The 18,166-nt window shown below is 71.3% G+C and carries 19 protein-coding genes; 9 read left to right on the forward strand and 10 right to left on the reverse strand.

Annotated elements, in window-relative coordinates; translation table 11 throughout:
- Positions 1–291: 291 nt before the first annotated feature.
- From ku to ORV05_RS25000, 5 genes are all read right to left on the reverse strand, one after another.
- Positions 292–1,209: a non-homologous end joining protein Ku gene (gene ku / locus ORV05_RS24980; RefSeq protein WP_268754440.1), complete on the reverse strand. Its 918-nt coding sequence runs from the start codon at positions 1,207–1,209 to the stop codon at positions 292–294.
- Positions 1,210–1,246: 37 nt separating this feature from the next.
- Positions 1,247–1,603 carry a hypothetical protein gene (locus ORV05_RS24985; RefSeq protein ID WP_268754441.1) on the reverse strand — a complete coding sequence of 119 codons (357 nt, stop codon included), beginning with the start codon at positions 1,601–1,603 and terminating at the stop codon, positions 1,247–1,249.
- Positions 1,604–1,689: 86 nt separating this feature from the next.
- Entirely contained in the window at positions 1,690–4,005 is a 2,316-nt protein-coding gene (locus ORV05_RS24990) for a [protein-PII] uridylyltransferase (protein ID WP_268759888.1), read from the reverse strand.
- A gap of 9 nt (positions 4,006–4,014) precedes the next feature.
- Positions 4,015–4,353, reverse strand: a complete 339-nt coding sequence (locus tag ORV05_RS24995; protein WP_144592253.1) for a P-II family nitrogen regulator — start codon at positions 4,351–4,353, stop codon at positions 4,015–4,017.
- Positions 4,350–5,735, reverse strand: coding sequence for an ammonium transporter (locus tag ORV05_RS25000; RefSeq protein WP_268754442.1), 1,386 nt, complete (start codon positions 5,733–5,735; stop codon positions 4,350–4,352). The genes ORV05_RS24995 and ORV05_RS25000 overlap by 4 nt, the downstream gene beginning before the upstream one ends.
- 282 nt (positions 5,736–6,017) lie before the next feature.
- On the opposite strand from ORV05_RS25000, the gene ORV05_RS25005 reads away from it, so the two are divergent.
- The 5 genes from ORV05_RS25005 (at position 6,018) to ORV05_RS25025 (ending at position 10,246) form a co-directional block, all read left to right on the forward strand.
- Complete coding sequence (locus tag ORV05_RS25005; RefSeq protein WP_268754443.1) at positions 6,018–6,875, forward strand: putative RNA methyltransferase; 858 nt, start codon at positions 6,018–6,020, stop codon at positions 6,873–6,875.
- Positions 6,872–7,480 carry a (2Fe-2S)-binding protein gene (locus tag ORV05_RS25010; protein ID WP_268754444.1) on the forward strand — a complete coding sequence of 203 codons (609 nt, stop codon included), beginning with the start codon at positions 6,872–6,874 and terminating at the stop codon, positions 7,478–7,480. Before ORV05_RS25005 ends, ORV05_RS25010 begins: the two co-directional genes overlap by 4 nt.
- Positions 7,481–7,572: 92 nt before the next feature.
- Positions 7,573–8,871 carry an O-acetylhomoserine aminocarboxypropyltransferase/cysteine synthase family protein gene (locus ORV05_RS25015; protein ID WP_268754445.1) on the forward strand — a complete coding sequence of 433 codons (1,299 nt, stop codon included), beginning with the start codon at positions 7,573–7,575 and terminating at the stop codon, positions 8,869–8,871.
- Positions 8,868–9,353 (forward strand): CoA-binding protein, encoded by a 486-nt coding sequence (locus tag ORV05_RS25020; protein ID WP_268754446.1) that lies wholly within the window; start codon positions 8,868–8,870, stop codon positions 9,351–9,353. The genes ORV05_RS25015 and ORV05_RS25020 overlap by 4 nt, the downstream gene beginning before the upstream one ends.
- A 71-nt stretch (positions 9,354–9,424) precedes the next feature.
- The gene (locus ORV05_RS25025; RefSeq protein ID WP_407652554.1) at positions 9,425–10,246 is read left to right on the forward strand and encodes an MBL fold metallo-hydrolase; all 822 of its coding nucleotides are present in this window, start codon (positions 9,425–9,427) and stop codon (positions 10,244–10,246) included.
- On the opposite strand, the gene alc is transcribed toward ORV05_RS25025, so the two are convergent.
- The 4 genes from alc to ORV05_RS25045 all read right to left on the reverse strand — a co-directional run bounded on the left by alc (position 10,182) and on the right by ORV05_RS25045 (position 14,323).
- On the reverse strand, positions 10,182–11,225 hold the full coding sequence (gene alc, locus ORV05_RS25030) for an allantoicase (protein ID WP_268754448.1): 1,044 nt from the start codon (positions 11,223–11,225) through the stop codon (positions 10,182–10,184). The genes ORV05_RS25025 and alc overlap by 65 nt on opposite strands.
- Positions 11,225–12,553 carry an allantoinase AllB gene (gene allB, locus ORV05_RS25035; RefSeq protein ID WP_268754449.1) on the reverse strand — a complete coding sequence of 443 codons (1,329 nt, stop codon included), beginning with the start codon at positions 12,551–12,553 and terminating at the stop codon, positions 11,225–11,227. Before allB ends, alc begins: the two co-directional genes overlap by 1 nt.
- Before the next feature lie 109 nt (positions 12,554–12,662).
- Positions 12,663–13,541 carry a 2-hydroxy-3-oxopropionate reductase gene (locus tag ORV05_RS25040; RefSeq protein ID WP_268754450.1) on the reverse strand — a complete coding sequence of 293 codons (879 nt, stop codon included), beginning with the start codon at positions 13,539–13,541 and terminating at the stop codon, positions 12,663–12,665.
- Positions 13,538–14,323: a hydroxypyruvate isomerase family protein gene (locus ORV05_RS25045; protein ID WP_268754451.1), complete on the reverse strand. Its 786-nt coding sequence runs from the start codon at positions 14,321–14,323 to the stop codon at positions 13,538–13,540. The genes ORV05_RS25040 and ORV05_RS25045 overlap by 4 nt, the downstream gene beginning before the upstream one ends.
- A gap of 106 nt (positions 14,324–14,429) precedes the next feature.
- On the opposite strand from ORV05_RS25045, the gene ORV05_RS25050 reads away from it, so the two are divergent.
- The 4 genes from ORV05_RS25050 to pucL are packed head-to-tail and all read left to right on the forward strand — an operon-like array spanning position 14,430 to position 16,609.
- Positions 14,430–14,897 carry a helix-turn-helix domain-containing protein gene (locus tag ORV05_RS25050; protein ID WP_268754452.1) on the forward strand — a complete coding sequence of 156 codons (468 nt, stop codon included), beginning with the start codon at positions 14,430–14,432 and terminating at the stop codon, positions 14,895–14,897.
- Between the two features lie 31 nt (positions 14,898–14,928).
- Positions 14,929–15,399, forward strand: coding sequence for a 2-oxo-4-hydroxy-4-carboxy-5-ureidoimidazoline decarboxylase (gene uraD / locus ORV05_RS25055; protein WP_268754453.1), 471 nt, complete (start codon positions 14,929–14,931; stop codon positions 15,397–15,399).
- Positions 15,396–15,710 carry a hydroxyisourate hydrolase gene (gene uraH, locus ORV05_RS25060; protein ID WP_268754454.1) on the forward strand — a complete coding sequence of 105 codons (315 nt, stop codon included), beginning with the start codon at positions 15,396–15,398 and terminating at the stop codon, positions 15,708–15,710. The genes uraD and uraH overlap by 4 nt, the downstream gene beginning before the upstream one ends.
- 5 nt (positions 15,711–15,715) lie before the next feature.
- Entirely contained in the window at positions 15,716–16,609 is an 894-nt protein-coding gene (gene pucL, locus ORV05_RS25065; protein WP_268754455.1) for a factor-independent urate hydroxylase, read from the forward strand.
- A 178-nt stretch (positions 16,610–16,787) separates the two neighbouring features.
- On the opposite strand, the gene ORV05_RS25070 is transcribed toward pucL, so the two are convergent.
- Positions 16,788–18,149: a hypothetical protein gene (locus ORV05_RS25070; RefSeq protein WP_268754456.1), complete on the reverse strand. Its 1,362-nt coding sequence runs from the start codon at positions 18,147–18,149 to the stop codon at positions 16,788–16,790.
- Positions 18,150–18,166 lie beyond the last annotated feature (17 nt).

Genomic DNA, 18,166 nt, shown 5'->3' on the forward strand with positions numbered 1-18,166 from the left:
TGCGGGTGGCTCGCCCCCTCGCCGAGCCACCCGTACGCCTGCCCCCCCCCGGCGGCGCCGTGAGCCGCGCGGCCTCGCCGGACCCCCAGTACCGGGCGGGAACGCCCACGGTGACGGCGGGGTTCAGCCTGCCCGGCGAGAGGGTGCGGGAGGCAGCGTGAAGACACCCAAGTAGGCGTAGGTAGATCTACTCGGGCGGCCTCGCTCCGGCCTGCCGGCACGGGTGAAACGACCCGGGTGCCGGTGCGTGACGCGACTGCTACGGCTTTTTCCCGGCTTTTTCGACCCTGGTCAGCGACGGGACTTCGCAGCGGTGCCCGGCTTGGCCGCGGCCTTCGCGGCGCTCGAGGCCGCCCCGGCCGCCTTGTCCTCGGCCGCCTTCGCCTTCCGCACCGATTCGGACGTGTCCTGAGCCTCGCCGTCCCGGTCCTCGCCGGTGCGGGCGTGCGCACCCTCCTGCAGCGCCGCGAGCAGCTTCTCCACCCCCTCGTCCTGGGCCGCGGCGGTGGGCCGGACCACTTCGTGCCCCTCGACCTTCGCCTCGATCAGCGCCGTCAGCGCCGCGGTGCTCTCGTCGCCGTGGCGGGCCGGATCGAAATCCCCGGCGAGGTTCTCGATCAGGCGGGCGGCCGCCCGCACCTGCGCCAGGTGCAGGTCGACCTCCTCGTGCAGGAAGGGGAAGTCGGGGGTGCGCACCTCATCGTGCCGCCGCAGGGTGTCCAGCATGATCACCTGGTCGCGCACGCGCAGTGCGCCGAGGGTTTCGCGCTGCCGGATCGCCACCTTCACCAGCGCGGCCTTCTCCGCCTGCTGCAGGGCCTCGCTCAGCAGGACGTAGGGCTTGGTGGAAACCACCTCGGGTTCGAGGTAGTAGGTCCTGATCAGATACCGGGGGTCGATCCGGGCGGGCGGCACGAAACCGAGGATCTCCATGGAGCTCGCGGTGGGCAGCGGCAAGGAGGCGAGTTCTTCCTCGGTCAGCACGACCACGTCGCCGCCGGGCAGCGCGTAGCCCTTGCCGACCTCTTCGGCGGGCACCTCCTCCTCGCCCGGCCCGCACACCTCGCAGACCCGCTGGTACCGGATGCGGCCGCCGTCGGCGGTGTGCACCTGGTGCAACGGGCCGCGACGGTCCTCGGTGGCACTGTAGGCCCGCACCGCGATGGCGTAACCGCCGAAACCGATGGTGCCTTTCCAAACACTCCGCATCCTGAAATGGTATCGACCAGCACAGGTGTGCGAATAGCTACAAACGGGTGTCGGGCCCGGCGAATTCCACCAGCACCCGGGCCAGCGGTGCGCTTTCGGCGAGCGCGTCGGCCGAATAGCCGAAGGCGCCCGCCGCCGCACGGAGGACCTCGCCGAGCGCGTCGATCTCGGGCGAGGGGGCCGCGGCGAGAACGCCGTGGCGCGCGCCTTCGACCCGGTCGGACAGCCGGATCAGCGCACGGGACAGCGAACGCTGGGCGGTCACGAGGTCGCCGAGGAGGGGGATGAGATCCCCGGCCTCGGTTCCCCCCGCGCCGTCGATTTCGGCGGCGCAGGCGCGGAGGTGGGACGAGGCCACCGTCACGGGCAGGAGGGTCGGCTCGAGCTCCGGCATGGCGGTCATCCTGCCACCGGGGGACGGCCGGGCCCGCCACGACACACGCGCGCGGCCGGACACCCCCCGGATGGGTGTCGCGCGGCTCAGGCGGCGGCGGCCAGCACCGCCTGTTCCACGCGCGACCGCCACGCCTGGTCCAGCTTCCCGCTCGCCGGGGCGACGGCGAACGAGTCGACCACTGCCGCGCCGAGGGTCGCCACCCTCGCCCACCGCACCACGGCCCCGCACGACTGCAGGGCGTCCGCGACCCGGTACAGCAGCGCGATCCGGTCGGTGGCACGCAGTTCCAGCACCACGGTGGTGGAACCGGCGGTCTCGTCGTCGAACCACAACACCTTCGGCCTGGCCACCGAACGGATCGGCAGCTGGTAGTCCCGTTCCTTGGCCGCCAGCTTCTCTTCCAGGACCAGCCTTCCCGCCACCGCGCGGCCGAACTGCTCACGCAGCAGGGCACTGTCCGGCAGCGACCCGAACTTCGGCGAGGCGGTGAAGATGCCCGCCCTGCCCTCGCCGTGGCTGCGCAGCATCGCCGTGTGCACTTCCAGCGAATGCAGGGCGAGCACACCCGCCGCGGGCGCGAGCAGTTCCCTGCTCGCAGGCACCGCCAGCACCACCGTGGCCGTGTTCCCGTCGGAGGTGATCAGCGCCTCGCCCCGGCCGGAGCGCACCGCCGCGGCGATCAGCTCGCGGTGGCTTTCCTCCAGCGGCTCGGGCGGCAGGAATCCCTTGCCCTGCATCACCTGGCGACAGCGCGACACCAGGGTGTCGATCAGTCCGGCCTTCCAGTCGGTCCACATGCCCGGACCGGTCGCCACCGAGTCGGCCTCGGTCAGCGCGTGCAGCAGTTCCAGCAGCACCACGTCGTTGTCGACCGTCTTGACCACACGGTTGATCGTGGTCGGCTCTTCGATGTCGCGCCGCGTGGCGGTGTGGGCCAGCAGCAGGTGGTGCCGCACCATGGCCGAAACCGTGGCGGCATCGGGCTCCGGCAGCCCGATCCGCCGGGCCACCTGCAGCGAGATCGCCGCCCCCAGTTCGGAGTGATCGGCCTCCCGGCCCTTGCCGATGTCGTGCAGCAGCGCGCCGAGCAGCAGCAGGTCTGGCCGCGACACCGTGGTGGTGAGCTTTGCCGCGGCGACACAGGTTTGGACCAGATGCCGATCCACCGTCCAGGCGTGCACCGGCGAGCGCGGCGGCAGATCGCGGATCGCCCCCCATTCGGGGAACAGCCGGGCCCACAGCCCGGTCCGGTCCAGTGCCTCCACCGCGTCGATGAGCCCCTCGCCCGCGCCGAGCATTTCGGTGAGCGCGTCCTGCGCGTCCCGGGGCCACGGGGTCCGCAGCTCCGGCGCGGAATCGGCGAGCGTGCGCAGGGTGCCGTGGGAGATCGGGACCCCGGTGCGGGCCGACGCGGCGGCGACCCGCAACAGCAGCGTGGGATCCTTGGCGGGCACGGCGTCCCGCGCCAGCGCCACCTCGTTGCCGTGCAGCACCACCCCCTCGTCCAGCGGGGTCCGGTTCGGGCGCCGCCCGAACCGGCTCTTCGGGACGTCCGAAGTGGACCGCAGGGCCACGTCCACGGCGTAGCCGACCGCGCGCCCCGCCCCGGCGAGCTTGCGTGCCAGCGCGAACCGGTCGCCGAAACCGAGTTCGGCGGCCACCAGCTCGGCGTCCGCGGCGCCCAGGATGTCCCGGTTGCGGCGCAGCTCCCGGCGCAGCTCGGTGCGCACGTCCAGCAGGAGTTCCTTGGCCGCCACCAGCTCCTCCCCCGGCCGGTCGATGAGCTGGGCCGCGGCCAGCGCCCGCAGCACACCGAGGTCGCGCAGCCCGCCCTTGCCGTGCTTGAGGTCGGGCTCCGCCGACTGCGCGATCTCACCGGAGAGCTGCCAGCGCTTGCGGGTGGATTCGACCAGTTCGGGCAGGCGCTTGCGGGCGGTGCGCCGCCACTGGTCCCTGGCCGCGCCCGCCAGCCGCTCCGCCAGCGCGGAATCCCCGGCCAGGTAACGCGCGTCGAGCAGGCCCATGGCGGTCCGCAGATCCTCCGACGCCACCTGCAGGGCCTCGGCCGGGGTGCGCACGGAGTGGTCGAGGCCGATCCGCGCGTCCCACAACGGGTACCACAGCGCGTCGGCGATTTCGCCGACGCGGGGGTTCTGGTTGTGCACCAGGACCAGGTCGAGATCGGAGAACGGCACCGTTTCGCGCCGTCCGAGCCCGCCGACGGCGACCAGCGCGACACCGGGTTCAGCGGTGTCGACGCCGGCCGCCGCGGCGGCCTTGTTCAGCCAGAACTCGTACAGGTCGACCAGCGCGGCCCGCAGCGCCGCCGCGCCGAGCCGCCCGTGACGGCCCTCCAGCAGCAGGTTGGCCGCCTTGACGAGTTCCCCCCCTAGAGCCAGTGCCATCGCCTACAGCGCGTCCGTTCCGCGCTCGCCGGTGCGCACCCTGACCACGGTCTCCACCGGGGTCACCCACACCTTGCCGTCACCGATCTTGCCGGTGTGGGCGGCGTTGACGATCGCCTCGATGACCTTCTCCACGGTGGTGTCGTCGGTGACGACCTCGACCCGGAGCTTGGCCACGAAGTCCACGGCGTACTCGGCGCCCCGGTAGACCTCGGTGTGGCCCTTCTGGCGGCCGTAGCCCTGGACCTCGCTGACGGTCATGCCCAGCGCGCCCAGCTGCTCGAGTGCGGCACGAATGTCGTCCAGGGTGAACGGCTTGACGATCGCGGTGATCAGCTTCATGCCTTGCTTCCTTCCAGGGTCACGTTCTTCGGCGCCAGGGAAACCGGGGTGCCGGGGCCGTGGCCACCGAGCAGGGAACCGCCGAAGTCGTAGGCGCTCTCCGCGTGCTGCGCCTCGTCGATGCCCGAAACCTCGTCCTCCTCGCTGATCCGGAAGCCGCCGGCCTTCTTGATGACGAAGCCGATGATCAGGGTGATCACGAAGGAGAAGGCCAGCACCGTGAAGGCCGCGATCGCCTGCTTGCCCAGCTGGGCGAAGCCGCCGCCGTAGAACAGGCCGTCCGCGCCCGCGGAGTTGACCTTGGTGGTGCCGAAGAACCCGATCAGCAGGGTGCCGATGATGCCGCCGACGAGGTGAACGCCGACCACGTCGAGCGAGTCGTCGAAGCCCAGCTTGTACTTGAGGCCGACGGCCAGCGCGCAGACCGCACCGGCGATGACGCCGATGGCGATCGAGCCGAGCGGGGTGACGAAACCGCAGGCCGGGGTGATCGCGACGAGGCCGGCGACCGCACCGGAGGCCGCGCCGAGGGTGGTGGGCTTACCGAACCTGATCTGCTCGACGAGCAGCCAGCCGAGGACGGCGGCCGCGGTGGCGACGGTGGTGTTGGTGAAGGCGACACCGGCGAGGTCGCCCGCGGTCAGCGCGGAACCGGCGTTGAAGCCGTACCAGCCGAACCACAGCAGGGCGGCGCCCAGCAGCACGAACGGCACGTTGTGCGGGCGGCCGGTGTCCTTCGGCCAGCCCTTGCGCTTGCCGAGCACGATCGCCAGCGCGAGGCCGGCGGCACCGGCGTTGATGTGCACCGCGGTGCCACCGGCGAAGTCGAGCGCCTTGAGCTTGCTGGCGATCCAGCCGCCCGCCGAGTCGACACCCATGAAGCCGTCGAAGGAGAACACCCAGTGCGCGACCGGGAAGTAGACGATGGTGACCCACAGGACCACGAACAGCGACCAGCCCCAGAACTTGACGCGGTCGGCGATCGCACCGGAGATCAGGGCCGGGGTGATGATCGCGAACATCAGCTGGAACATCGCGAACGCGAGCACCGGGATCGCGTCGTTGCCGGGCCAGGCCACGGCGGGTGAGGAGTCGGTCGCCGCGACCGCGTACCCCGCGAGCTTGCCCCAGGTGTCGGCGAAGCCGGCGTTGTGGAAGTTGCCGATCAGGCCACTGAAGGCGTCGGAGCTGAAGGACTCACCGAAGCCGTAGAGCACCCACAGCACGGATACGATCGCCAAGCAGATGAAGTTCATCATGAGCATGTTGAGCACGCTCTTCACGCGAACCATGCCGCCATAGAAGAACGCCAACCCTGGTGTCATGAGCATGACCAGCGCGGCGCTGGCCAGCACCCATGCGGTGTCTCCCGCGTTCAGCACATCGTCCTCCCGGTTACGAGGTATTGACGCGAGTTTTTATTCGGGGTGTTTCACCGGGCGGCGTGCCGCGTTTCACCGAGGTGAACTGTGATCCCCGGGTTGTTACGAGCGTGTTTCCGGTCACGCCACCACCGGGCGACATTCACGAAACGTCGTTGTCAGATACTTTCCGTGAATGGATCACGGTCCGCGAGGGCTCCCCGCTTCGCTGCTCCGTCCGGGAGGACCCGGCCCCGTGCGGGTCTCGCCGAGCGTCACCGGCGGCTCTGGTGTGATGGGGCCATGACGCCGACCGCTCCCGGCACCACCGGCCTGCCCGCGCCGGTCGTGCGGGCCCTGCGCTGCTCGGTCTGCTCGGAGGAGTTGCGGCCGGAGCACCGGAGCCTGCGCTGCCCCCGCGGTCACGCCTTCGACCTCGCGAAACAGGGGTATGTGAACCTCCTGCACGCCAAGGTGCCCGCCGGTACCGCCGACACCGCGGACATGGTGGCCGCGCGGGTCGCGTTCCTCGCCGCCGGGCACTACGCGCCGGTGGCCGAGCGCGTCGCCGAGCAGGCCGCCCGGCTCACCCGATCGGGTCTGATCGTCGACGCGGGGGCGGGTACCGGCTACTACCTCGCCCGCGTGCTCGACCGGCTGCCCGCGGCGACCGGGCTCGCGCTCGACGTTTCGGCCCTCGCCCTGCGGCGCGCGGCCCGCGCGCACGAGCGGCTGGGGGCCGCGGTGTGGAACCTCTGGCGGCCCTGGCCGGTGGCCGACGGGACGGCCTCGGTGGTGCTGAACGTGTTCGCGCCGCGCAACGGGCCGGAGTTCCACCGCGTGCTGCGCCCCGGCGGCGGCCTCGTCGTGGTGTCCCCCCAGGCGGGGCACCTGCGCGAACTGGCCTCCGTGGTCGACCTGCTCGAGGTGGACGACCGCAAACAGGAGCGGATCGAAGCCACCCTCGGCGGGTACTTCGAACTCGTGGCGAGGGAGCCGTACACGAGGACGCTCACGCTCACTCCCGACGAGGTGCGCCAGGTGGTGGGCATGGGCCCGAACGCACACCACCCCGAGCGGCTCACCCGGCTGGACCGGCTCGACGAGCCGCGCGAGGCCACCCTGTCGGTCGCCATCACGACGTATCGGCGGGTGCCGTGAGCACGGTGCCCGGCACGGCGCTCGCCGACCCCGGCTGGGTGCGGGGGCAGATCGCACTCACACGGCGGCGTCACGGTCCGGCGAAGCCGCCGGTGCTGGGCACGATCTGGTGGTACTCGGCCTCTTCGGTCCTGGTCGCGCCCGCCATCGAGGGGTTGATGCGGGCCGGGCACCCGGCCGACCCGGCGCTCGACGCGCTCGCCGTGAGCCTGCTCGAAGACGGCACCCTCCTCGGCGCGACCTCTTCCCGTCCCCTCCGTGGCGAACTGGGACCCGCGCTGGCCGCCGCGATCCATCCCGTGATCGCGGCCGTCGAGTCGGTCAGCGGCGCCCGGGCCGCGGCGCTGCGGGCCGTCGCGACCGATTCGATCGCCAACCGCCTGCTGTGGGCGGGGCAGCCGGAACGGGCCCGGGAGGTCGCCGCACCGCTGGTCGCCTCGCTCGGGGGCCTGCCGCTTCCCCGCTTCACGGAGGTCGCCGGGACCGTGGTGGTGCGCCGGGCCTCCTGCTGCCTGCTCTATCAGGCCGGGCAGCCGAAATGCCTCAGCTGCCCGAGGCAGGTCCCCGCCGACCGGCTGCGGCGGTTGCGTGAAGCGCTCGGCTGAGTCCGGCAGCGGCGCGCGAGGAGCGGGGAACACGGGCGATCAAGGCCTGGGAACCATGGCCCGTGACGGTCCCACTGGGTAACGTCACTGGCGTGAGTGAACGAAGCTGGGGCTTCCGGACCCGGGCCCTGCACGCCGGCGGCCTGCCCGACGCCGCGACCGGTGCCAGGGCGGTACCGATCTACCAGACGACGAGCTTCGTGTTCGAAGACGCGGCGGACGCGGCGAACCTCTTCGCACTCCAGAAGTACGGAAACATCTACTCGCGCATCGGCAATCCGACGGTGGCCGCCTTCGAGGAGCGGATCGCCAGCCTCGAGGGCGCGATCGGCGGGGTCGCCACCGCCAGCGGCCAGGCCGCCGAGTTCCTCACCTTCTCCGCGCTGACCGAGGCCGGGGACCACATCGTCGCGGCGAGCGGCCTCTACGGCGGCACCGTGACCCAGCTCGACGGCACGTTGCGGCGCTTCGGCGTGGACACCACGTTCGTCGCGGGAGACACCGCTCAGGACTACGCGGCCGCGATCACCGACCGCACCAAGCTGATCTTCACCGAGGTGATCGGCAACCCCGGCGGGACCGTGGCGGACCTGTCCGCCCTGGCCGATCTGGCGCACGCCCACGGCATCCCGCTCGTCGTGGACGCCACGCTCGCCACGCCCTACCTGTGCCGTCCGATCGAGCACGGCGCCGACATCGTGCTGCACTCGGCGACGAAGTTCCTCGGCGGGCACGGCACCACACTCGGCGGGATCGTGGTGGAGTCGGGCCGGTTCGACTGGGGCAACGGCAGGTTCCCACGGATGACCGAGGCGGTGCCCTCCTACGGAGGGCTGAAGTACTGGGAGAACTTCGGCGAGTACGCGTTCTGCACCCGGCTGCGCGCCGAACAGCTGCGGGACATCGGCGCGGCGCTGTCCCCGCATTCGGCCTTCCTCCTGCTCCAGGGGGTGGAAACGCTGCCGCAGCGGATGGACGCGCACGTGCGCAACGCCCAGGCGGTCGCCGAGTTCCTCGACGCCGACGACCGGGTCGCGTGGGTGGCCTACGCCGGGCTGCCCGGCCATCCGCACCACGACCGCGCGAAGAAGTACCTGCCGCAGGGTCCGGGCGCGGTGTTCTCCTTCGGCGTCAGGGGTGGCCGCCCCGCGGGCGAAAGGTTCGTCGAATCGGTCGAACTGCTGTCGCACCTGGCCAACATCGGCGACGCGCGTTCGCTGGTCATCCACCCCGCCTCCACCACGCATCAGCAGCTGTCCGAAGAGCAGTTGCGCGCCGGCGGGGTCGGGCCCGACCTCATCCGGCTCTCCGTCGGGCTGGAAGACGTCGAAGACATCCTGTGGGACATCGACCAGGCACTGGCGGCGGCGTCGAAGGCGGTGACGCGGTGACCGGCACCTGGACCTCCCCCACCGCGCGGCAGCGGCGGGCGATCCTGGACCGCACGGAGTCGGTGACCCTCGTCGGCGCCTCGGACAATCCCGCGCGCCCCAGCTACTTCGTGGCCACCTACCTGCTGTCCTCCAGCCGCTACCGGGTCACCTTCGTCAACCCCCGGTTGAAGGAACTGCTCGGCCACCCGGTGTACCCCGCGCTGGCGGCCGTTCCGGGCGGGCTCGACCTGGTGAGCGTCTTCCGCAGGCACGAGGACCTGCCCGGGGTGGCCGAGGAAGCGATCGAAGCGGGCGCCCGCACCCTGTGGCTGCAACTGGGCCTGTGGCACGAACCGGTGGCCGAACGCGCGAGCGGCGCCGGGCTGGACGTCGTGATGGACCGGTGCGTGAAGATCGAGCACGCCCGGTTCGCGGGCGGGCTGCACCTGGCGGGGTTCGACACCGGAGTGATCAGCTCCCGGCGCCCGTTGCCCCGCTGAGGCATCCTTCCCCGGCGGGAAAAGCGTGGTGGCGGAGGAAGAATCGGCGGAGGGAGCCTGTTGTGGCGGGTATGACGGATGATCTTCGAGTGTCGTTTGCCGGCGGGCCGACCGCGCTGCTCGAACTCGCAGGCAAGCGGCTGCTGACCGATCCGACGTTCAGCCCCGCGGGAGTGCACGAGAGCGCCCCCGGCCGTCCCCTCACCAAGACCGAGGAGCCCGGCCTCTCTCGCGAGGACATCGGCGAGGTCGACGCCGTGCTGCTCTCGCACGACCAGCACGCCGACAACCTCGACCCGGCCGGCCGCGCGCTGGTGGGCGAGGTGCTGCTCACGCTGACCACGCGCAGCGGCGCGAGCAGGCTCGGCGGCACCGCCCAGGGCCTTCCGCCGTGGGCGATGGTCGCGCTCGGCTCACTGGAGGTCATCGCGGTCCCCGCGCAGCACGGCCCGCCCGGCTGCGAGTCGGTGACCGGCGAGGTGACCGGTTTCGTGCTGCGGGGCCGGGACCTGCCAACGGTCTACGTCTCCGGCGACAACGCGTCGCTGGACTTCGTCCGCGCGATCGCCCGGCGGATCGGGCCGGTGGACGTGGCGCTGCTGTTCGCGGGCGCGGCGCGGACCTCGCTGTTCGACGGAGCCCCACTGACCCTGACCAGCGAGGCCGCCGCCGAAGCGACCCGCATCCTCGGCGCCCGCCACGTCATCCCGCTGCACACGCGGGGCTGGGCCCATTTCAGCGAGGGACCGGACTCGGTGCGCAAGGCCTTCGCCAACGCCGGGCTGAGCGAGCGGCTGCACATGCTCGAACCCGGCGAGTCCCTGGTGCTCACCGGTCCGTGGAAGACGCAGAAGACACAGAAGACGCAGAGGATGCCTCGAACCGTGCGCTGAAGGCGGCCCGTCCCGGCCCGGTCAGCCCGCCGTGCAGGCGCAGCCGGGCCATCCCGCCGTCGGGGAAGATGTCGAGCCGCAGGTGCGTGAGCGCCCGGCCGGGATCGACCGGGAACCGGTGGCGGGTGTCCGGCTGCAGCCGGGTGCGGGGCAGGACCTCGAACCAGGCGCCGGGGGCATCCGGGTCGGTCGTGCCCGACAGCGAGGCCCAGCCCGGTGCGTTGCCCTTGAAATGGCTGGTGTCCAGTTCGGCCAGGCGGGGCACCCCTTCCGCGGCGAGTTCGACGACCACCCAGTCGTTGCCGTCGTCGCGGCGGCGTGCGGTCTCCCAGCCCTCCCCCATCACGGTGGCGGATCCGGGCGAGATGAGGTTGCTCGGCGCGGAGTAGAACATGTTGCTCGCCGCCACCACGCGGGCGCCGTTTTCCAGTGCGGCGAGGTCGAACGAGGCCAGGTCGAGCAGCCGGGGATCGGCCACGGGCGTGCCGTGCACACGGAAGCGCGCCACTCCGCCGTCCGGGTAGATCGTCAGCCGCACATGGGTGAACCGGTGCCGGTCGGCCACGGCGAAGAAGTTCTCGCTGTCACCGGCCAACGGCGAGCGCGGCACGATCGTCGTCCACTCCAGGGCGGCCAGTTCCTCCGGGCTGGGATAGCCCGCCACGGCGATCGCCTCCACCGAGGCGAAGGGCGGGTAGTTGCCGGTGAAGAAGGCGGTGTCCACGATCACGCCGGACACCACCCCGGGCAGGCCGAGCCGTACCACGGCCTGGTCGTGACCGGGCTCGCGGCGCCGCCGGGTCTCCCAGCCGTCGTAGATCTGTCCCTTGTGGCCGAAGCTGTACGGCCGGAACTCGGCCGGTGCCGGTTTGATCAGGTTCTCCCGCTCGGCGAACAGTTCGTCGTTGGCCCACACCACGCCGCCGCCTGCCCGCCGTGACGCCAGGTCCGGCTCCCTTGTCCACTCAGGACGGTCCACTACACGCTCCCTCGCACCAGTAACTCACCTCGCGGCTGTTCGCCGGTGACCTCCCGGCCCCGCAGCCAGGTGCCGCGCACCACCCCGGCCAGCGGCCTGCCGTGGTAGGCGCTGACCGGATTGCGGTGGCGCAGCTTCGCCGCATCCACCACGAACGCCTCGTCCGGGGCGAACACGCAGAAATCGGCGTCGGCACCCACCGCGATGCGGCCCTTGCGGCGCATCCCGGTCAGCTCGGCGGGCCGCCGGGCCATCCAGCGGACCACGTCGGCGAGGCCGAAACCGCGTTGCCGAGCCTGGGTCCAGACGGCGGGAAGGCCCACCTGGAGTCCGGCGATGCCGCCCCACGCGGCCCCGAAATCCCCGGCGTCGAAGCGTTTCAGCTCCGGCGTGCAGGGCGAGTGGTCGCTGACCACGCAGTCGATGACGCCCTCGGCCAGGCCCCGCCACAGCAGTTCCCGGTTCTCCGACTCCCGGATCGGCGGGCAGCACTTGAACTGGGTGGCGCCGTCGGCGATCTCCTCGGCGGTGAAGCTCAGGTAGTGGGGGCAGGTCTCCACGGTCAGCGCGACCCCGTCCCGCCGCGCGCTCGCGATCATCGGCAGGGCATCGGACGAGGACAGGTGCAGGATGTGCACGCGCGCGCCGGTACGGCGGGCCAGCTCGATCACCCGCGCGATGGCGAAGTTCTCCGCGCCACGGGGCCGGGACCGGAGGAAATCGTGGTAGTGCCTGCCGTGCGGCCGTGGCGCGTGGTCGATCGTCCCGGCGTCCTCGGCGTGCACGATCATCGTCGCACCGAGCGCCCGCAACCGGCGGAGGTCCGCTTCGAGCTCCTCCTCGCCCAGCGGCGGGAACTCGTCCACGCCGGAATGCAGCAGGAAACACTTGAACCCGAACACCCCGGCCTCGTGCAGCGGGGCCAGTTCGCTCCCGTTGCCGGGAATCGCGCCACCCCAGAAACCGACGTCCACGTGCACGCGGCCCGCGGCCGTCTCGCGCTTGACCTGCAGCGCCGCCCCGTCGACGGTGGGCGGCAGGCTGTTCAGCGGCATGTCGACGATCGTGGTGACCCCGCCCGCGGCCGCCGCGCGGGTGGCGGACTCGAAACCCTCCCATTCGCTGCGGCCGGGATCGTTGACGTGCACGTGCGTGTCGACCAGGCCGGGCAGCAGGACCTCGTCCCCGCCCAGCTCGATCACCCGGTCCGCGGTGAGGCCGGCGGCAGGCGGTTCGACGGCGACGATCCTGCCGTCCGTCACGCCGACGTCGCACGCCTGCTCACCCGCGGGCGTCACCGCGCGCCGCGCCCGGAAGACCAAGTCCACGGATTCCTCCTCACCCGGCGAATTCGACCACGTTAGCCAGAGAAGTGCCATGGCGGCGTTTTCTGTGCGCTCGATCATGATTTCGGCCCGCGCCGCGGCCGGGACCGCCTCATTCCCGCCCGGAAAGCCGGGCGACGAGCTGGACCAGGGCGCTGTGGTCGAGACCACCGTGCCCCTGCGCGTCGAGCGCCGCCATCAGCTGGGCCACGGCCGCGCCCAGCGGGATCACCACCCCGGCCTCGCGCGCGGCGGTGAGCGCGATGCCGAGATCCTTGTGGTGCAGTGCGACCCGGAACCCGGGGGTGAACTCGCGGGCGCGCATCGCCGGGCCCTTGCGGTCAAGCGCGGTGCTGCCCGCCATGCCTCCCGCCAGTACCCGGAACGCGGTCTCGGTGTCCAGCCCGTGAGCCTCGAGGAAGACCAGCGCTTCGGCGATGAGTTCGAGAGTGCCGGCGAGGATGAGCTGGTTGGCCGCCTTGACGGTCTGCCCGGCCCCGGCGGGGCCGACGTGGATCACGGTGGCGCCGACCGCGTCCAGGACGGGACGTGCGGCGTCGAACGCCTCGGCGGTACCCCCCGCCATGATCGACAGTGTGCCCTCGACGGCGCCCTGCTCCCCGCCGGACACCGGTGCGTCCACCATGGCCAGGCCGCGTTCGGCGGCCGCCTCCGCGAGTTCCCGCGCCACGTCGGGGCGAATGGTGCTGCAGTCGACGAGCAGCGCGCCCTCGCGGGCGTGCGCGAGCACCCCGTCTTCGCCGAGTACGACCCCGCGCACGTCCGGCGAGTCGGGCAGCATCGTGAGCACCACGTCCGTGCCGGTCACGGCCTCGGCGACGCTGCCCGCCGCCCGGCCGCCCGCCCGCACCAGCCGGTCCGCCTTGGACGGTGTCCGGTTGTGTCCGGTGACCTCGAAGCCGGCCCGCACCAGGTTGACCGCCATCGGGCCGCCCATGATGCCCAGCCCGATGAAGCCGACGCGCGTCATCGCCGCCCCCTCAGCCATCCGAACGATTCGGCACTCGCTCCGGCCGGTACGTACTCCAGTCCGACGTAACCCTCGTAACCGGCCTCGGCCAGGCCGGTCAGATATCCCTCGATGTCCAGTGATCCGGTTCCCGGCTCGTGGCGGCCGGGGGCGTCGGCGAGCTGGACGTGGCCGATGCCCGCCGCACGGCCGGCGATGACGGCCGCCGCGTCGTCGCCGTTCACCGCGAGGTGGTACACGTCGAGCAGCAGGGCGAGGTTGTCCCGGCCCACCTTGTCGATCACGGCGAAGGCGTCGGCCGCGGTGCGCAGCGGGTAGGCCTCGACGGCGGAGAGCGGTTCGAGGACCAGCCGGGCACCGATCCCGGCAACCCGCGCCGCGACCTCGTCCAGAGTGGACAGTGCGTGCTCGTCCTGCGCCGCCGGGTCCACGCCGGGGAGGCGGTTGCCGTAGAGCGCGTTGAACGTGCGGCAGCCGAGGCGTTCGGCGATGCCGACGGCGATGGCCACGCTGTCGGCGAGTTCGGCCTCACGGCCGATCCACGAGATCAGCCCGCGGTCCCCGGCGGCCATGTCCCCGGCGAAGAAGTTCAGGCTCGCCAGCGTCATCCCGGCGTCGGCCACCGAACGGACGAAGGCCTCGACCTCGCGGTCGGCCGGGGAGGCCGTTTCGAAGGGCCACCAGTACTCGACCGCGGTGAACCCGGCCGCCCGGGCGGCCTCGGCGCGGGCGAGCAGCGGGAGCTCGGTGAACAGGATCGACAGGTTCACGTCGTAGCGCATGTCCTACCCCGAAATTTCATATTGCGGAATTATGTTTCCGTATAATGAGACTAGCTTCGCGACCTTCCGCACGTCAATCGACCGGAAAGGGGCTACCGTGCCAGGCGTGAAACTGAAGGCGGAGTTCACCACCGAACCGTTCCGCGGCGAAGGCGAACCTCCGCCGCATGCCGTGCGCGCCCGCGAGGCGGCCTCGGCCGCCGGCCTGACCGTGGACTTCGGCCCGCTCGGCACCACGGCCCGCGGCGAAGCCGGCGCCGTGCTCGACGCACTGCCCGCCATCGCCCGCGCCGCGCTGACCGCCGGTGCCACCCGCCTCACCCTGCAGCTTTCCACCGAAGAGGCCCGCGGGCCCGCCGAGCCCGCGGTACAGCCGCTCGACCGCCTCATCCGGGAGGTCGAGGCCGAACTCGGCGGCAGGCTCGCCGAACTGGATCGCCAGGACAAGCAGCGCGCGGTCCGCCTGCTGGAGGAGCGAGGGGCCTTTACCCTGCGCAAGGCGGTGGTGACGATCGCCGAAGCACTGGGCGTCACCCGGTTCACGGTCTACAACTACCTGAACCGCGAAGCTTGACTTCAACAAACTGTTGAAGGAGGATTCGCTCGTGCCCCTCGATCTGGCCGGATTCAACACCACCCCCGTCGACCAGGCCGCCACTCTGCTCACCGGCTGTCTCGAGGTGCCGCGCTGGGTGGACACCGTCGTGGACGGGCGCCCCTACCCCAGCCTCGCCGCACTGCGGGCGGTCGCGGCCGAAATCACGCTGACCCCGGAGGAAATCCGCCGCGCGATGGCCGCCCATCCCCGCATCGGAGAGCGGCCCACCGCACTGTCCCGTTCGGAGCAGTCCGGAGTGGACAGTGCGGCCGCTGACCGGTTCCGCACGGCCAACGCCGAGTACGAGCAACGGTTCGGGCACGTCTTCCTGATCCGCGCCGCCGGGCGCAGCGGAGAGGAGATGCTGGCCGCACTGCGCGAGCGGATGCGCAACGACCCCGAAACGGAACTGGCCGTCGCGGGCCGCGAACTCGTCGAGATCGCCCTGCTGCGGCTGGAGAAGGCGGTGACGGCATGAGCCTGGTGACCACGCATGTCCTCGACGCGGCCGCAGGCCGCCCCGCGACGGGCATCCCCGTGCGGCTGGAGGCCCGCGGCACCGTGCTCGCACGTGGGCTGACCGACGACGACGGCCGCGTCCGCGAACTGGGCCCCGAACGGCTCGACCCCGGGGTGTACCGGCTGGTCTTCGACACCGCCGCCTACCTCGGGCCCGACGGTTTCTTCCCCGAAATCACCGTTTCGTTCCGCATCACCGACCCGGAGGCACACCACCACATCCCGATCCTGCTCAGCCCGTTCGCCTACAGCACCTACCGAGGGAGTTGATCGCCGTGGCCGTCAAGCTGGGACCGAACCAGTACGGCAAGGCCGAAGTCCGGATGGTCACCGTCGACCGCAGCGGGCCCGTGCACCACATCAAGGATCTGACCGTGTCGACCGCCCTGCGCGGCGATCTCGAGGCCACCCACCTGACCGGCGACAACTCGGTCGTGGTCGCCACCGACACGCAGAAGAACACGGTCTACGCCTTCGCGAAGGAAAGCCCGGTCGGGGAGATCGAGGACTTCGCACTGCGGCTGGGCCGCCACTTCGTCGGCGCGTTCGGCCACATCACCGGCGCCCGCGTCCTGATCGACGAGCACGGCTGGGACCGGATCGAGGTCGCCGGGAAACCCCACGACCACGCCTTTTCCCGCTCCGGGGACGAGAAGCGCACCACCGCGGTGACCGTGGACGGCGACCGGGCCTGGGTGGTGTCCGGGCTGCGGGACCTGGTGGTGCTCAAGTCCACCGGCTCGGAATTCCACGGTTTCCCGCGCGACAAGTACACGACACTGGCCGAGACCGACGACCGCATCCTCGCCACCGCCGTGAGCGCCCACTGGCGCTACCTGGGCGTCGAAGACATCGACTGGCGCGGTGCGTTCGGCGATGTCCGGCAAACCCTGCTGGAGGCGTTCGCGAGCCTGCACAGCCTGTCCCTGCAGCAAACGCTGTACGCGATGGGCGAAGCGGTGCTCGAACGACGGCCCGAGGTGGCCGAGATCCGCTTGTCGCTGCCCAACAAGCACCACTTCCTGGTCGACCTCACCCCGTTCGGGCTCGGCAACGACAACGAGGTGTTCTTCGCCTCCGACCGCCCGTACGGACTCATCGAGGGCACCGTCCTGCGGGACGACGCCGAAGACGCCGGACTCGCCTGGCACACCCTCCCGGCCTTCTGACCAGCGGGGCCGCCCGACGGATCGGTCCGCGGGCGGCACACATCGACCGGTAGGGGCTGCGGGTTGCTGTGAGGAGTCCCCTCACAGCCGATAGGGCCAGGGTCGTGCCCTCAAGGTGGCCTTGAGGGCGACCTTCAGACGGCGCGCCGTACGAAATCGGGACACAGGCTTGCCTGGGCTACAGGCCGATGACCGGTGGCACGGTCCTTTCGTCGGTGCCGAAAACCTCGTCACCGTCTTCGGCGAGCAGGAACTTGGTCTCGTGCTCCTCGTCCTCGCCGCCCTGGCCTCGGCCACCGTGAGCGCCGCCACCCATCCCGGACATCCCGGCACGCCCGGCCGCACCGGACGCACCCGCCGGCCCGGCCGCGCTCGAAGCGCCCGGCCTCGCCGCGAAGCCGGGCTCACCGGCACCCACCCGGTTACCGGCTTGCAAGGGACCGCCGGAACCCGCGCCACCGCCGCTTCCGCCGATCCCGCCGCCACTGCCGATCCCGCCACTGCCAAAACCGCCACCCACCGGGCCGAACCCGGCGCCGGTGGACCCGTTCGACGGGTCGTAACCACTCCCCCCGCTGGGACCGAAGGAAGTCGGCGAAAAGGCGGGCGGCTGGTAACCCGGGTTGCTGCCGCCCGGGGTGGTGTAGCCCGAAGCAGCGGTCAAGTCATTGCGGGACGGAACGGTGTAGGACGGCATCTGATAGCCGGGCGAGCTTGTCGCCCCGCCGGGAGCGCCTGTCACACCACCCGGCGAGCCTGTCACGGTGCCCGGCATTCCGGCCGTCGGGTGAATCGACGCGGCCGGAGGCACGTAGTTGGTCACCGGTGGAGCCTGATACCGGCCGGAATTGCCTCCGGTATCCGTCCGCCCCGGGACGTTGACATCCTGCTTTCCGCCGGTGTCCTGCCGTGTTTGCTCGAGCTGGAAATCGCTGACCTGAGCGTCCTGCGCGTCCGGCAACTGCCCGTAGTCGATCTGGACCGACTGGCTCACCACGGAACTGCTCTGGTGATACTGGTCGTAGAGCTGCCGGTTCTGCTGAACTTGCTGGTGGTACTGGTCGACCGCCTTCTCGGCGTCCGTCGTCCAGGGGACGAAGTTGTCGTACCAGTTCTTCTCCGGCGGCGGATCCGCCAGTGGCTGCAGGGAATTGCGGATCTGGTCGAAGGTGTCGGCCTGCGTCTGGATGTGCTGCCCGTTCGACGACAACGTCCGCGACGCGTCGTCCGCGGACAGCGCCAGCGGCCGGATGAACTCCCGTGCCGCATCCGCCCCCTGCCCGCTCCACGCCGACTCCAACCGCTGCACCAGGTCGTGCGAGCCATCGGAGATCCTTGTTTGAGCACCAGTCTGCCCCTGGACCACCTGCGCCGCGTCATGCAGGTCACTGGAGCCAGCGCCACTCTGGATCTTCTTGACAATCTCAGCGATCGTCATGGCCTGCGCGTCCGGAATCTCCTTCAACACGCTCGCGACCCAGTTGGCGGCATCATCGATCTGGCGCTCGAACCACTGCTCGGCCTCACCGACCGCCCCCACGGCTTCCTTGTACCGGT

It is taken from the genome of Amycolatopsis cynarae (assembly GCF_026802195.1).
Classification (GTDB): domain Bacteria; phylum Actinomycetota; class Actinomycetes; order Mycobacteriales; family Pseudonocardiaceae; genus Amycolatopsis_E; species Amycolatopsis_E rhizosphaerae.

What these genes read in the sequence shown, in the direction of transcription:
- ku (WP_268754440.1), bottom strand. Translation starts at nt 1,209, where the DNA reads ATGCGGAGTGTTTGGAAAGGCACCATCGGTTTCGGCGGTTACGCCATC.
- ORV05_RS24985 (WP_268754441.1), bottom strand. Translation starts at nt 1,603, where the DNA reads ATGCCGGAGCTCGAGCCGACCCTCCTGCCCGTGACGGTGGCCTCGTCC.
- ORV05_RS24995 (WP_144592253.1), bottom strand. Translation starts at nt 4,353, where the DNA reads ATGAAGCTGATCACCGCGATCGTCAAGCCGTTCACCCTGGACGACATT.
- ORV05_RS25005 (WP_268754443.1), top strand. Translation starts at nt 6,018, where the DNA reads ATGACGCCGACCGCTCCCGGCACCACCGGCCTGCCCGCGCCGGTCGTG.
- ORV05_RS25025 (WP_407652554.1), top strand. Translation starts at nt 9,425, where the DNA reads ATGACGGATGATCTTCGAGTGTCGTTTGCCGGCGGGCCGACCGCGCTG.
- ORV05_RS25040 (WP_268754450.1), bottom strand. Translation starts at nt 13,541, where the DNA reads ATGACGCGCGTCGGCTTCATCGGGCTGGGCATCATGGGCGGCCCGATG.
- ORV05_RS25045 (WP_268754451.1), bottom strand. Translation starts at nt 14,323, where the DNA reads ATGCGCTACGACGTGAACCTGTCGATCCTGTTCACCGAGCTCCCGCTG.
- uraH (WP_268754454.1), top strand. Translation starts at nt 15,396, where the DNA reads ATGAGCCTGGTGACCACGCATGTCCTCGACGCGGCCGCAGGCCGCCCC.